This is a genomic window from Xanthomonas sp. LMG 12459 (assembly GCF_009192905.1).
GTDB lineage: Bacteria > Pseudomonadota > Gammaproteobacteria > Xanthomonadales > Xanthomonadaceae > Xanthomonas_A > Xanthomonas_A sontii.
In genome coordinates, this window is the sequence record NZ_NSGT01000079.1 from 1 (window position 1) to 13,325 (window position 13,325).

The following is a 13,325-nucleotide window of genomic DNA, read 5'->3' on the forward strand; positions in this document are numbered from 1 at the left end:
GAGTGCGGCGGCGCTGACTCCTACTCGTGCTTGCTGGCACTGCGGCTAAACGGCCTGCCGCACTCCGCTCTCACCTACAACGATAGACCCTTATTTGACACAAGCGGCTTCAGCCGCGACCGACGTAATCGGTAATGCCTACGCGGCTTAGCCGCTCCACAATCCAGCCGCCGTAACAGCAAGTGCAAGAGCAGAGCTTTCGCCTGGCGGCGAGTCACTTTTCTTTGCTTGTGCAAAGAAAAGTAACCAAAAGAAAGCACACCCCGCAGCGCGCCCTCCGCGCTTCGCGCTCCGGGTTCGCAGCCACGACGGGCATTTTTCGACGGCACATCCATGTGCCGGCGAAAAACGACGCGCATCCTGCGCGTCGCCCTTCGGGTATTCGCCCGCCGTGGCTGCCGCGCCGAGGGGACCCCGATAAATCAACAGCAACAGCAACAGCAGCAACAGCAGGAGCAACAGCAAAGCAGGCTGCTCCCTGTAGTCCGCGGCGACACTCGATCACCCACTGCAAACCGCGCGCTCATTGCCGCACATCGCGCTGCGCCCACAGGCGATGGCAGCAAAAGCTTCAGACACGAAAAACCCGGCCGAAGCCGGGCTTTTCGTAGGTGCGTCGTGCGCCGGACTCAGCGACCGCCGCGCCACTCCGGGACCGGCATCGCATCCACCGGCACCGTCGGATTGGTTTCTTCCTCGCGCAGATAGGCCGGCAGATCGTCGTCCTGACGCTTGTGTCCGCGCATGTCGCTCTCGATCTGATAGTTGCGGCGCTGCAGCCACGCATCGCGGGTCAGCTGGTACTCGTCCGGCGCCTGGTCGCGCAGACTGTCCAGCGACAGCAACTGCGCGCGCGTGTCGACCAACTGCAGGCCCTGCAGACCGATGCGCACCCGGTCTTCCTCGATCTGCTGCAGTGGCGACAGCGGCGCGTCGCCGACCAGGCCGAATGCATCGCGCACCGTGCGCGGGCCGAACAACGGCAGTTCCAGGTAGCGCGAGCGGCGCCAGCCCCACACACCCAGGGTCTGGCCGAAGTCCTCGCTGCGCCGCGGCAGGTTGGCGTCGGTGGCCGGGTCGAAGATGCCGCCGATGCCCAGCGTGCTGTTGATCAGGAACCGGCTCAGGGTCTGCCCCGCCTGCAGCGGACGGCCCTGCAGCAGCTGGTTGACCATGGTCAGCGGCGAACTGAGGTTGTCGAAGAAGTTGGTCACGCCCAACCGCACCGGCCGCGGCACCACGTTGACGTAGGCGCGTGCCAGCGGCCGCGCCACGCCACGGTCGACCACGTTGTTGAAGGCGTGCACCTTGCGGTTGAACTTCTCCCACGGATCGTAGCTCTGCGGTGCAGGTACGCCCTCCGGCAGGGTCGGATCGGCGACCGGGTTGTACGGGTCGCCGCCATACAACGCGGCGTAGTCGTCCTCGGCCGAGGTCGGCGTGCCGTTGGCCGACGCGGCGCCCGGGGCAGCACTCGCCGGCGGCATCGCCGCAGGCGCGCTTGCCGATGCCGGCGCGGCGCCGGTGTCCATGCCGGTGGCGCTGTCTGCGGTCGCCGGCGCGGCGTGCGCATCGGGAGCCGCGGCGCTGTCGCCGGCGGCCGGCGCGGTCTGTGCCACCGGCGGCGGCGGCGGCGTGCGCTTGGGCGCGCCAGCGCAGGCGCCCAGGGCGGCGGCCAGGGTCAGGGAGGTGAGGATACGCAGCACGTTCATGTGTCAGCTCGCCGCAGGGGGAGAGTGGAAGTCCAGGGTCGAGGCCAGCCGGTAGGCGGCGCTCAGGTCGGTCAGGCCGGCCGGGGCGCCGTGGATGGCGACCTCGGCCTGGCCCTGGGCACGCAGGCGCGCGGCAAGTTCGGCGAGCAGCGCCAGGCCGGCGCTGTCCACCCGCGAGACGGCCTGCAGGTCCAGCGCGCGTGCGCCCGGCAGCGCGCGCAGCGCTGCCGGCCACAGCGCGGTGGCCGCCGCACGGTCGAGCACGCCGCTCAGCGCAAGCGTGTCGCCGTCGCGGCGCAGTTGCGGCGCATCACTTGCCACTGTTGCCCGCCGGTGCCGCCTGCAGCGTGCCGTTGCGCAGCTCGGCCGCAACCTCGGGGATCGACTTGTTGCGCAGCGGGGTGTCGAACTGGTTGCGGAAGGTCTGCACGTAGGACACGCCCTCGACCATCACGTCGAAGATCTTCCAGCCCGCGCCGGTGTTGCGCAGCAGGTAGTCCACCGGCACCGGGTCGCCGCCGCTGCGCAGCAGTTCGGTGGAGACCTTGACGCCGCGGCCGCCGGGCAGCGGGGTTTCCGACTTCACCCGCACCTGCGGCTTGCCTTCGAAGGTCAGCAGCGAGGTGCCGTAGCGCTGCATCAGGTTGTCGGCCATCGCGTCGCCGAACAGCTTGACGTCGGCGTCGGAGGCGCCGCGGCCGTGCACGCCCAGCACCAGGCGGGCGGCGTAGTCGCGGTCGAAGGACTTGTTCATCTCGCTGTCGATGAACTGGCGCAGCGCGGTCGGGTTGCTCTTGAACTCGCTGCGGCGCTGTTCCAGCGTGGTCAGGATGCGCGTGCTGTTCTCCAGCACCACCTTGCTGGCCGAACCGGCCTGGGTGGCGGCGGCGGCCGGCGCGGCGGCCTGGGCCAGGGCGGCGGATGGCGCGGCCACGGCCAGCGCGGCGGCGAGAGCGGCGGAAAGCAGTTTGATCGTCATGGCTTGGGTTCCGTTGCGGGCGTGGTGGGGTCGGCAGAGGGTGCGGCAGCGGGTGTTGCGTTCTTGTCGCCGCCGGCGCTGCCGCCGCCGAACATGTACTTGCCGACCAGCTGGATCAGGTCCACCGCCGGCTGGGTGAAGGCGATTTCCTGGCCGGGCTTGAGCGTGTCGGGGTCGCCGCCGGGCTGCAGGCCGACATAGCTCTCGCCCAGCAGGCCACTGGTCAGGATCGCCGCCGAAGTGTCGGCCGGCAGGTCCTTGTACTTGTCGTCGATGGACAGGGTCACCACCGAGTCGAACTTGGTCGGGTCCAGGTCGATCTTGGCGACCTGGCCGATGATGACGCCGCCGATCTTCACCGGCGCCTGCGCACGCAGCTGGCCGATCTGCGAGAAGCGCGCGACCAGGTCGTAGCGGTGGCCGCCGAAGCCCCACTGGCGGTTGGTGGAAGCCAGCGCCAGCACCAGCAGCGAGGCCAGGCCCAGCAGCAGGAAGGCGCCGACGGCGAACTCGAGACGGGGACCACGGAGAGCCATAACGTGTCTACCTTGTTGATTCAGCGTGGCCGCAGCGCCAGTGCCGCGACCGGGATGTTGCCGCGGAGCCTGCCGTCGCCGGCCGGCCCCGCGTTGGCGCCGCTCAGCGGAACAGCAGCGCCGACATGACGAAGTTGAACATCAGCACCAGCAGCGAGGCGTTGACCACCGCGCGGGTGGTGGCCACCGAAGTGCCCTCGATGGTCGGCTCGGCATGGAAGCCGACATAGGCCGCCACCAGCGCCGCCGTGCCGCCGAACACCGCCGACTTCAGCATCGCCACGCCGAAGTCGTCCCAGAAATCCACGCTGCTCGACAGCGCCGACCAGAACGTGCCGCGGTCCAGGCCGAGCGCCGCCACCGCCTCGAAATAGCTGGCGCTGATCGCCAGCGAGCAGAAGATGCCGGTCAGCAGCGGCACGGTCAGCACCGCCGCCCAGAAGCGCGGCGCCACCGCCTTGGCCACCGGGTCGATCGCCATCAGCTCCAGCGCCTTGATCTGGTCGGTCGCACGCATCAGGCCGAGCTCGGCGGCGATGGAACTGCCGGCGCGGCCGATGAACAGCAGCGCGGTCAGCACCGGCGCCAGCTCGCGGTACAGCGACAGGCCGAGCAGCGTGGACAGCGCATCGGAGGCGCCATAGGTCTGCAGCGTGCGGTAGCCCTGCAGGGTCAGCACCAGGCCGACGAAGGCGCCGCCCACGGCGATGATCGGCAGCGAACGCGCGCCGACCTTGTAGATCTCGCGGATCAGCTCGGCCAGCAGGTCCCGGGTCGGCAGCGAGCCGCGCAGCACGGTCAGGAAGAACAGCCCGGCACGGCCCAGGGAACGGATCGGGGCAACGATGGCCATCAGGCGGCGCTCCGCGCGCGCTGCGGCGCATCGAACGGGATCGGGCCGTCGGGACGGCCGTGCAGGAACTGCTGCAGCAGCGGATCGCTGCTGGCCTGCAACGCCTGCGGGGTGCCGGCGAAGACCACGCCGCCGTTGGCGATGGCCACGGCCTGGTCGCAGATCGGCAGGGTCTCGTGGACGTGGTGGCTGACGATGATGCTGGTCAGGCCCAGGGTGTGGTTGAGGCGCTGGATCAGGCTCATGATCACGCCGGAGGCGATCGGGTCCAGGCCGGTCAGGGGTTCGTCGTAGATCATCAGCGGCGGGTCCAGGGCCAGCGCCCGCGCCAGCGCCACGCGCCGCGCCATACCGCCGGACAGCTCGCGCGGCCAGGCGTCGGAGGCGGCCAGCAGGCCCACCGCGTGCAGCTTCAATGCGACCAGCCGCTGCAGCACCGGTTCGGGCAGGCGGGTGTGGGCGCGCAATGGCAGCGCCACGTTCTCGGCCACGCTCAGGTCGGTCAGCAGGCCGTTGCCCTGCAGCAGCACGCCGATGCTCTTGCGCGTCTCGCGCAGCGCACGGCTGCCGCGCGGCAGCGGCTTGCCGAACACCTGCAGCGTTCCCGCGGCCGGCTCCAGTTCGCCGGTCAGCGCCGCCAGCAGCGTGGACTTGCCGCTGCCGGAGGGGCCGAGCACCGCGGTGATGCTGCCGCGCGGCACGCTCAGCGAGACGTCGCGCAGGATCGCCCGGCCGCCGCGGTCGATGCGCACGCCCGACAACTGCACCAGATTGGATTCGGAAGACGCCATCGCGACCTTTAACGAAAATACAACATAGGATCGATCCGTTCGGCTGAACTTAACCGAACTGGCCCGTGCAGTATTGTGGCACTGCGCGGGCCGGTGTGCGCGCCCGCTTCGCCCCGTTCATGCAACAGCGTGTCATACGGCCGCGCATTGGTCGCCGGCGACGCCGCATCGGCTCGGGATGGCCGCCACCGCGCCAGCGCCTCGCCGCTGCACTTGAGGTGTGGACAAAAGGCGGTGTGGACAAATGCCCGCACAGCGCTTGTGCGCGTCGCGACGGCACGCGACGATGCCGGCATGGCGCCCGTGCCGAACCACACCTGGAGTCAAGGATGGAGCTGTTGAGCTTGGAACACTTCGCCGGAAGCGTGAACGAGACGTTCTCGGCGCAGTTGAACGAAGGCGAGGTCGCATTCGTGCTGGTCGAAGCGCGGCCGCTGCCGACGCCGCCCGCGGCGCGGCGCGCCCCGTTCTCGCTGCTGTTCCGCAACGGCTCGGCGTTTCTGTTTCCGCAGCAGACCTACCAGATGCGCCATCCGCGCCTGGGCGAGATCGGCATCTTCCTGGTGCCGGTGGCGCGCGAACGCGACGGCTTCCTGTATCAGGCGGTGTTCAACTGACGCGCGCGTCCGGCTGCGTGCAGGCGCCATCCCAGCGCATGGCCAGATGGGTCTGGCCGGCCTCGCCGGCAACGAAGCCCAGCCGCGCGTAGAGCCGCTGGGCTGCGGGATTGGCATGCAGCACGTGCAGCGTCAGTGCGCGCCCATTCGCATGCGCGAGCGCCTGTGCCTGCGCGATCAGCGCGCCGCCGATGCCGTGGCCGCGGCAGTCCGGCAGCAGGCTGATATCGACCAGGACGTGCGGATCCGTGCTGCGGTCCAGATACAGCCGGCCCAGCCGCGCGCGCGCGTCTTCCACAATCAGGAAGTCGGCGTCAGGGAAGTGCTGCAGGTAGTGCGCATGCTGCAAGGCAAACTGCTGGTCGAGAAAAGCGCGCTTGGCTGGCTCCGGCCACGGGACTGCGGCCAGTTCGTCGCGCCGCGTGCTGGCGTACAGGTCGCGTAGCCAGGGTAAGTCTTCTGCCCGTGTCGGACGCAAGGCGATGCCGCGTGCCTGCAGCGCAGCGGGCGCCGCCCACCCGACGTCCCGTTGCGGAAAGCCGGGCGAGGCGACGATCGACATCACGCCTGCCTCAGTTGAAGACCGGATAGTTGCCCTGCAACGCGATGCAGAAGTTCACCGCCAGATACGGCTGCCGGTTCTCGTGCGCCTGGCCGATGCCGGTGGGCATCAACATGGTCGGTGAGAACTGCGTGTTCGGCGCGACCGCCAGGAACGGACGCTCGGTATTCACGTTCAGCGTCGACAGGGCGACACCGCTCGCAGGCGAAGCGGTTTTCTTCGTGCCATCCGGCTGCGAGGCAGCAGTGACCCCGTGCTGGTGCATGGGGATCTGCGTGCTCTGCAGGCTCACCGACGCCGAGCCGAAATTGCTGCCCAGCGTGTGCGGCGTCAGTCCAGGCCCCGCGCCCTGCTGGCAGCCGGCGCGCGTCACGAAATTCGGCAGTTGGAACGTGGTGGTGCCATTGCCACCGTAGGCCACGCCGAGCAGGGAATACAGCACGGTGTTCTGCGTGATCGGCAGGGTGGCGCCGTTGCACAACGCCCAGCCGTACGGGTTGTAGTCGAAGCCGAACAGCTGGATTTCGCCGATATAGGGTTCGGTCATGAGCGGATTCCTCCGATGAGCGGATGCGTGCCGCGGCCGTGTCGGCGCGGCGCAGAGGTCAGGCCTGTTGCGGGAAGATGCCGGTGGTGGCGATGCAGTACTGCACGGTCAGCGTCGGCATGACGTTGTCGTGCGGTTGGTTGCCGCCAGCGAAGGACGTGCTTTGCGGCGACAGCGCCAGCATCGTGGCGCCGGTGACGTCGCTTGCATAGAACTGGCTCCCGTTGACCGCGGCCGGCAACAGCCCGGCAGGCGCGGTGGTGGTGGCCGCGGCGGTGGTGGCCTGCGCGGTATGCGTGTGTGCCGGCATCTGCAGCTCCGTCAATGTCACCGTCTCGGTGCCTGCGCGCTGGGCGAGCGGGTAGTTGCTCAGGCCCGGTCCCTGGCCCTGGTGGATCGGCAGGCGACCACGCAGATCCGGCACCGCGAAGGTGCTGGTGCCGTTGCCGCCGTAGGCAGTGCCGAGCAGGACGTACAACGGTTCGTATTCGGAGATCTGCAGCAGCGAGCCGTCGCACGCCTGCCAGCCCTGGGGCGTACGGCCGAAGCCGAACATGCGGATTTCGCCGATGAAGGGAGTACCCATGAGATGCTTCCTGGTCGATGAGGCGCCACGCGCACGACTGTGCGCGGCGTGCCCGGATGCGGATGCGCCTAGCTGCGCGAAGGGAAGATGCCGGACAGCGCGATGCAGAAATTGATCGTGGTGTACGGCTGCACGTTCGGATGCGCCTGGCCGCCGCCGCTATTGGCGATGGTGGACTGCGACAGTGGCACCGTTGCGCCTGGCGCAGCGTACAGCGCGTGCGGAGTTCCAGTAGGGATGTAGTTGTTGGCGAACAGGCGGCCGGTCGGTATGCGGTTGTCACCGTTGGCGCTGCTGCAAGTCATCAGGTGGGTATGCGGGGGCAGGTTGTCGCCTACCAGCGTCACCGTCTCCGCGCCGGCGGCCTGGCCCATCGGCACCGCAGGCGGCTGCCACGCCGGGTCGGCCGATGGCCCGTAGCCCACCGGCGTGCGTCCGCGCATGTCCGGCAAGCCGAAGGTGGTCTTGCCGTCGCCGCCGAAGCGGGTGCTGAGCAGACTGAACAGGGCCTGGTTCTGATTGATCGGCAGCAATTGCCCGTTGCACTGCGCAAAATATTTTGGCGCAAACGCGAAACCGGTCAGCATGATCTGACCGATGAAGAACTCGCTCATGCGGATCTCCCCCCGGAGTGGATGACGGCAGACCTCGTGTCTGGCGCCAGACTACTTAATCACGACTTCGGCGACTTGCAAGCGACGATTTTGCTGAACCAGACAGACGTGACGCATTTGTTGCTTTACGCGGCGTCGAATTTGCTGTTCCAATGGCCGCGCGACGCGCATGGCCGATGCTTGCTGGGCCGATGTTCCGCGAAGTCCGAGGCACCAGGATGGCTGCCAGCGCCCATGGGGTGGCGCGTTTTGGGGGAATCGAAATATGTCTACAAAATGCTCCGCATCGAGCGGCGTGCGACGGACGTTGCGTTGGCTGATGGCGTTGCTGTTGATGACGACGTCGCAGGTTTGCCTGGCTTTGTACTGTCCGTCGCCTAAAACCGCGACCGTGAACCAGGGCCAATCGGTGACGTTCGACGTCAGCGACTGCGACGGGGACTCGAACGGTGGCATGACCGATCCTCTTGTGCAGCCTGCGCACGGCAGTTTCGTGCTCAGCCAGCAGTCCGGTCCTGGCACACAGACGGTGACCTATACCAACAACGGGGACGGCGCGACCTCGGACTCGTTCTACCTGCTGGACCAGGACAACAACCAGGTCGTCTTCAACATCACCATCAACCCCTCGCGCAGCGCCAGCATCACGGTTTCCCCGTCCAGCGCCAACGAGGACAGCGGCACGCCCTTCGTCTACACGGTGACGTTGAGCTCGACCAACAGTTCGGCGACCACGGTGAACCTGACCCGCAGCGGCACGGCCACCAGCGGGACCGACTACACCGGTGCGGTCACCAGCGTCGTGGTGCCGGCCAACGCGACGTCCGCCAGCTTCAGCGTCACCCCGGTCGCCGATACCACGGTGGAGCCGGACGAGACGGTGATCTTCCAGGTGGCCAACGGTACCGGCTACTCGATCGGCAACCCCTCCAGCGCCACCGCCACCATCGTCAACGACGACTATCCCTCGGCAAGCATCGCGGTGTCGCCGGCCAGCGTGTACGAGAACGGCGGCAATAATCTGGTCTACACCGTCTCCCTGAGCCAGCCGTCGCCATCGGCGCTCTCGATCGGCTTCAGCGTGGGCGGCACCGCGACGTCCGGTACCGACTACGCCGCGGTCAACTCGCCGCTGGTGATTGCGGCCGGGCAGACCAGCGGCACCATCACCGTCGATCCCACCCCCGACACCACGGTGGAACCGGACGAGACCGTGGTGATCAGCCTCAATGCGGGCAGCGGTTACACCGTCGGCTCGCCGTCCAGCGCTACCGGCACCATCCTCAACGACGACCAGCCGGCGCTGTCGGTCAACGACGTGTCGCAGAACGAGGGCAATTCCGGCAACACCGCGTTCACCTTCACCGTCTCGCTCAGCCAGCCGGCCGGCAGCGGCGGGGTCAGCTTCGACATCGCCACCGCCAACGGCACCGCGACCGCGGGCACCGACTACATCTCCTCCAGCGTGAACGGGCTGACCATTCCGGCCGGCAGCAGCAGTGCCACCTTCACCGTGCAGGTGATCGGCGACACGCTCAACGAACCCGACGAAACCTTCTTCGTCAACGTCAGCAACGTCAGCGGCGCCACCGTCGCCGACGGACAGGGCCAGGGCACCATCGTCAACGACGATGCGCAGCCGTCGCTCTCGATCGGCGATGTCAGCGTCATCGAAGGCAACAGCGGCAACACCACGGCGACGTTCACGGTTACCCTCAGCGCCGCCAGCGGCCAAACCGTCATGGTCAACTACGGGACCGCCGACGGCACCGCCACTGCCGGCAGCGACTATGTCGCCACCTCGGGTCCGCTGGCCTTCGCGCCCGGCACCACCGTGCAGAGCATCGCAGTGACGATCATCGGCGACACCACCGTCGAGCCGGACGAGACGTTCACGGTGACCCTGTCCGCTGCCAGCAACGCCACCATCGCGCGTGCCACCGCCACCGGCACGATCCTCAACGACGATGCAGTGGTGACGATCTCGCCGACGTCGCTACCGGCGGCCACCGCCGGCACCAGCTACAGCCAGACCTTGACGGCCAGTGGTGGGACGGCGCCATATGGCTTCGCGATCACCACCGGCACATTGCCGGTGGGCATGCTGCTGAGTTCCGCCGGCGTGCTGACCGGCACGCCCAGCGGCAGCGGCAGCTTCAATTTCATCGTGTCCGCGACCGACAGCGGCGCGTCGCCCATCAGTGGTAGCCGTGCCTATACGTTGACGGTGGCTGCGCCAACCGTGACGCTGCCGGCGACGACCCTGCCCAACGGCACCGCCGGCCAGGCCTACAGCGCGGCGATCACCCAGGCCAGCGGCGGCATCGCGCCGTACACCTATGCCGTCACGGCCGGCGCCTTGCCGGCAGGCGTGACCGTCAACAGTGCGACCGGTGCGCTCAGCGGCACGCCCACCGTGACCGGCAATTTCAGCTTCACCCTGGTCGCGACCGACAGCACCTCCGGAACGCCGGGCCAGGCGTCGCGCAGCTATACGCTGGCGATCGTGGCGCCGACCTTGACCGTCGCCCCGTCCACCCTGCCGTCCGGGACCGCGGGCACCGCCTACAGCCAGACGTTGAGCACCAGCGGCGGGACGGCGCCCTACACCTACGCGCTCAGCTCCGGTGCCTTGCCTGCGGGCCTGAGCCTGAGCAGTGCCGGTGTCCTATCCGGCACCCCGGCCGTGGCCGGCAGCTTCACCTTCGTCGTCGGCGTCACCGATGCCGGCAGTTTCGGCGGCTCGCACGCCTACACCCTGTCCATCGCCTCGCCGACCCTGGCTATCACCCCGCCGACGTTGCCGGCAGCGGCGATCAACGCCAGCTACAGCCAGGCGCTGAGCACCAGCGGCGGCACCGCACCGTACAGCTATGTGCTCAATGCCGGCGCCTTGCCGAGCGGGATGAGCCTGAGCGCGGGCGGCGTGCTGTCCGGTACGCCGACCACGGCCGGCAACTTCGCATTCACCGTGGGCGTTACCGACGCCAACGCCTTCACTGCGGCGCAGGCGTTCACCCTGACGGTGGCCTCTCCGACGCTGACGCTGTCGCCGCCGGCGCTGCCGGCCGGCACCGCGGGCAGCGCCTACAGTCAGGCGCTCAGCGCCACCGGCGGTACCGCGCCCTACAGCTACAGCCTCGCTACCGGCGCGTTGCCGGCCGGGCTGAGCCTGAGCGCGGCCGGCGTGCTGTCCGGTACCCCGACCCAGGCGGGCAGTTTCTTCTTCACCGCCACCGTCACCGACAGCACCGCCGGCGTCCCCGGCCAGGCCAGCCGCAGCTACACGCTGAGCATCGCGGCGCCGACCCTGACTCCGGGGCAGCCGACCTTGCCTGCCGGCACCGCGGGCACCGCGTACAACCAGACCCTGAGCACCAGCGGCGGCACCGCACCGTACAGCTACAGCGTGGTCAGCGGCGCGCTGCCGACCGGGCTGAGCCTGACCACGGCGGGCGTGCTGTCCGGCACGCCGAGCGCGGCCGGCAGCTTCGCCTTCAGCATCAAGGTGAGCGATGCCAACGGCTTCTCGGCCACGCAGGCCTACACCCTGACCATCGCCTCGGCGGTGCCGGCACCGGTGGCGGCGAACGACACCGGCGCCACCCTCGTGGATACCGCGCTGACCCTGGCGGTCACCGGCAACGACACCGGCAGCATCGACAGCATCGCCATCGCCACCGCGCCCAGCCACGGCACCGCGACCGTCGATGGCGTGCGCCTGGTGTACACGCCGGCGCCGGGCTACGTGGGCGTGGACAGCGTGCACTACACCGCCATCGGCGCCGGCGGCAGTTCGGCCCCGGCCGTGGTCACCATCACCGTCAACGCCCGCCCCATCGCGGTGTCGGTGACGGTGCCGGCGGTGACCGGGCAGACGCAGACCCTGGACGTCACCCGCGACGCCACCGGCGGTCCGTTCGTGGCGGCCGCCGTGGTCGCGGTGCTGCCGGCCAACGCCGGTACCGCGACGATCACCCGCGCGGCCGCCAGTGCCGCCGGCGTGCCGACCGCGGCCGCGGACGACGGCCCGGGCTTCATGCTGACCTTCGTGCCGAACCCGGCCTTCTCCGGCAACGCCACGGTGCGCTTCACCCTGTCTAATGCATACGCGACCTCGGCCCCGGCGGACATCGTGTTCGTGATCGCGCCGCGCCGGGATCCGACCCAGGATGCGCAGGTGCGTGGCCTGATCGACGCGCAGGCCGAGTCGACCCGGCGCTTCGCCAAGGCGCAGATCGACAACTTCCAGCGCCGCCTGGAGGCGACCCACCGGGGTGCGCGCGGCTTCGACAACGGCGTGAGCTTCCAGGCCAGCTCGCAGTGCCGCCAGCGCGACCGCACGCTGCAGAGCGATCGCAACCTGGACGCGCAAGCGTGCGACCCGGCCAACCGCGACCTGCGCGACGGCGCCATGGACGGCGGCGCCGACACCGCGTCGGCGGCACCACGCGATGCCACTGCGGCAGGCGATCTGGGCCTGTGGGTGGGTGGTGCGATCCGCTCCGGCAGTCTGGACAGGCAGTCGCAGCGCGCCGGCGTGGATTTCCAGACCGATGGCCTGAGCCTGGGCGCCGATTACCGCGTCTCGTCGTCCTTCGCATTGGGTGCGGGCGTGGGCTTCGGCCGCGACGACAGCGATGTCGGCCGCGACGGCAGCCGCAGCAAGTCGACCGCGTACACGCTGGCGCTGTATGCCAGCTATCACCCGGGCCAGACGCTGTTCTTCGACACCCTGGTCGGCTACCAACTGCTGTCCTACGACCTGCGCCGCTACGTCACCGACAACGGCGCCCTGGCCGAAGGCGACCGCAGCGGCCACCAGTGGATCGCGTCGCTGTCGGCCGGTGCCGACCTGCAGCGCGGCGATTGGCAGATCACCCCGTACGCGCGGGTGGATGCCGCGCGCGCCACGCTTGACGCCTACAGCGAAGCGGCGATGGCGCCGTATGCGCTGCGCTACGAGGACATGGACGTGGCCACCACCACCGGCAACCTCGGCCTGCGCCTGGAATGGCGCCGGCAGATGACCTGGGGACGGCTGACGCCGCAGTTCCGGCTCGAGTACCAGCACGACTTCCAGGGCCGCGGCGACGCCACGCTCGGGTATGCCGACATCGTCGGCGGCACCCTGTACCGCACCGGGCAGAGCGTGTACGACCGCAACCGGCTGATGCTGGGCGTGGGCGTGGTGTTCAGCACCGACCAGGGCCTGTCCACGCGCGTGGAATACCGCGGCGTCACCGACGGCGACAGCGGCAGCGACCAGACCTGGATGTTCAACGTCGAGAAGAAGTACTGACGCTTTGAGCCCCTCTCGCCCCGGGAGAGGGATTGGGGTGAGGGTTCGACGCGAAGCGACTCGCGATGGTTGGGTGCACGAGGCTGCGCACGTACCCTCATCCGCCCCTTTGGGGCACCTTCTCCCGAGGGGAGAAGGAACAGCTAGCCCCTCTCCCATCGGGAGAGGGGTTGGGGTGAGGGTCCGGCGCGAAGCGACCCGCGATGTTTGGGTGCACAAGGCTGGG

The 13,325-nt window shown here is 69.0% G+C and carries 13 protein-coding genes; 2 read left to right on the forward strand and 11 right to left on the reverse strand.

The genetic code is table 11. The features are described 5' to 3' along the window. Positions 1–629 precede the first annotated feature (629 nt). From CEK65_RS16070 to CEK65_RS16095, 6 genes are all read right to left on the reverse strand, one after another. On the reverse strand, positions 630–1,712 hold the full coding sequence (locus CEK65_RS16070; RefSeq protein ID WP_152182328.1) for a VacJ family lipoprotein: 1,083 nt from the start codon (positions 1,710–1,712) through the stop codon (positions 630–632). A gap of 3 nt (positions 1,713–1,715) precedes the next feature. Beyond that, positions 1,716–2,033 (reverse strand): STAS domain-containing protein, encoded by a 318-nt coding sequence (locus CEK65_RS16075; protein WP_043093981.1) that lies wholly within the window; start codon positions 2,031–2,033, stop codon positions 1,716–1,718. Further along, a complete protein-coding gene (locus tag CEK65_RS16080; RefSeq protein WP_017909943.1) occupies positions 2,023–2,691 on the reverse strand; it encodes an ABC transporter substrate-binding protein in 669 nt (222 codons plus the stop codon). The genes CEK65_RS16075 and CEK65_RS16080 overlap by 11 nt, the downstream gene beginning before the upstream one ends. Beyond that, entirely contained in the window at positions 2,688–3,227 is a 540-nt protein-coding gene (gene mlaD, locus CEK65_RS16085) for an outer membrane lipid asymmetry maintenance protein MlaD (RefSeq protein WP_017909944.1), read from the reverse strand. Before mlaD ends, CEK65_RS16080 begins: the two co-directional genes overlap by 4 nt. A 103-nt stretch (positions 3,228–3,330) precedes the next feature. Next, a complete protein-coding gene (locus tag CEK65_RS16090; protein ID WP_017909945.1) occupies positions 3,331–4,080 on the reverse strand; it encodes an MlaE family lipid ABC transporter permease subunit in 750 nt (249 codons plus the stop codon). After that, entirely contained in the window at positions 4,080–4,871 is a 792-nt protein-coding gene (locus tag CEK65_RS16095) for an ATP-binding cassette domain-containing protein (protein ID WP_152182329.1), read from the reverse strand. The genes CEK65_RS16090 and CEK65_RS16095 overlap by 1 nt, the downstream gene beginning before the upstream one ends. Before the next feature lie 329 nt (positions 4,872–5,200). On the opposite strand from CEK65_RS16095, the gene CEK65_RS16100 reads away from it, so the two are divergent. Then, positions 5,201–5,488: a hypothetical protein gene (locus tag CEK65_RS16100; RefSeq protein WP_017909947.1), complete on the forward strand. Its 288-nt coding sequence runs from the start codon at positions 5,201–5,203 to the stop codon at positions 5,486–5,488. Here the strand turns inward: CEK65_RS16100 and CEK65_RS16105 are convergent. The 5 genes from CEK65_RS16105 to CEK65_RS21220 form a co-directional block, all read right to left on the reverse strand. Continuing rightward, entirely contained in the window at positions 5,481–6,050 is a 570-nt protein-coding gene (locus tag CEK65_RS16105) for a GNAT family N-acetyltransferase (protein WP_152182330.1), read from the reverse strand. The genes CEK65_RS16100 and CEK65_RS16105 overlap by 8 nt on opposite strands. A gap of 10 nt (positions 6,051–6,060) precedes the next feature. Continuing rightward, positions 6,061–6,597 carry a tail fiber protein gene (locus CEK65_RS16110; RefSeq protein ID WP_017909949.1) on the reverse strand — a complete coding sequence of 179 codons (537 nt, stop codon included), beginning with the start codon at positions 6,595–6,597 and terminating at the stop codon, positions 6,061–6,063. 58 nt (positions 6,598–6,655) lie between these two features. Next, positions 6,656–7,183, reverse strand: coding sequence for a tail fiber protein (locus CEK65_RS16115; protein ID WP_011260754.1), 528 nt, complete (start codon positions 7,181–7,183; stop codon positions 6,656–6,658). Positions 7,184–7,251: 68 nt separating this feature from the next. Then, on the reverse strand, positions 7,252–7,797 hold the full coding sequence (locus tag CEK65_RS16120) for a tail fiber protein (protein WP_017909951.1): 546 nt from the start codon (positions 7,795–7,797) through the stop codon (positions 7,252–7,254). 51 nt (positions 7,798–7,848) lie between these two features. Then, positions 7,849–8,253, reverse strand: a complete 405-nt coding sequence (locus CEK65_RS21220; RefSeq protein WP_226980608.1) for a hypothetical protein — start codon at positions 8,251–8,253, stop codon at positions 7,849–7,851. Between CEK65_RS21220 and CEK65_RS16130 the strand changes: the two genes are divergently transcribed. Next, a complete protein-coding gene (locus CEK65_RS16130; RefSeq protein ID WP_226980607.1) occupies positions 8,159–13,099 on the forward strand; it encodes a putative Ig domain-containing protein in 4,941 nt (1,646 codons plus the stop codon). The genes CEK65_RS21220 and CEK65_RS16130 overlap by 95 nt on opposite strands. Positions 13,100–13,325: the final 226 nt, after the last annotated feature.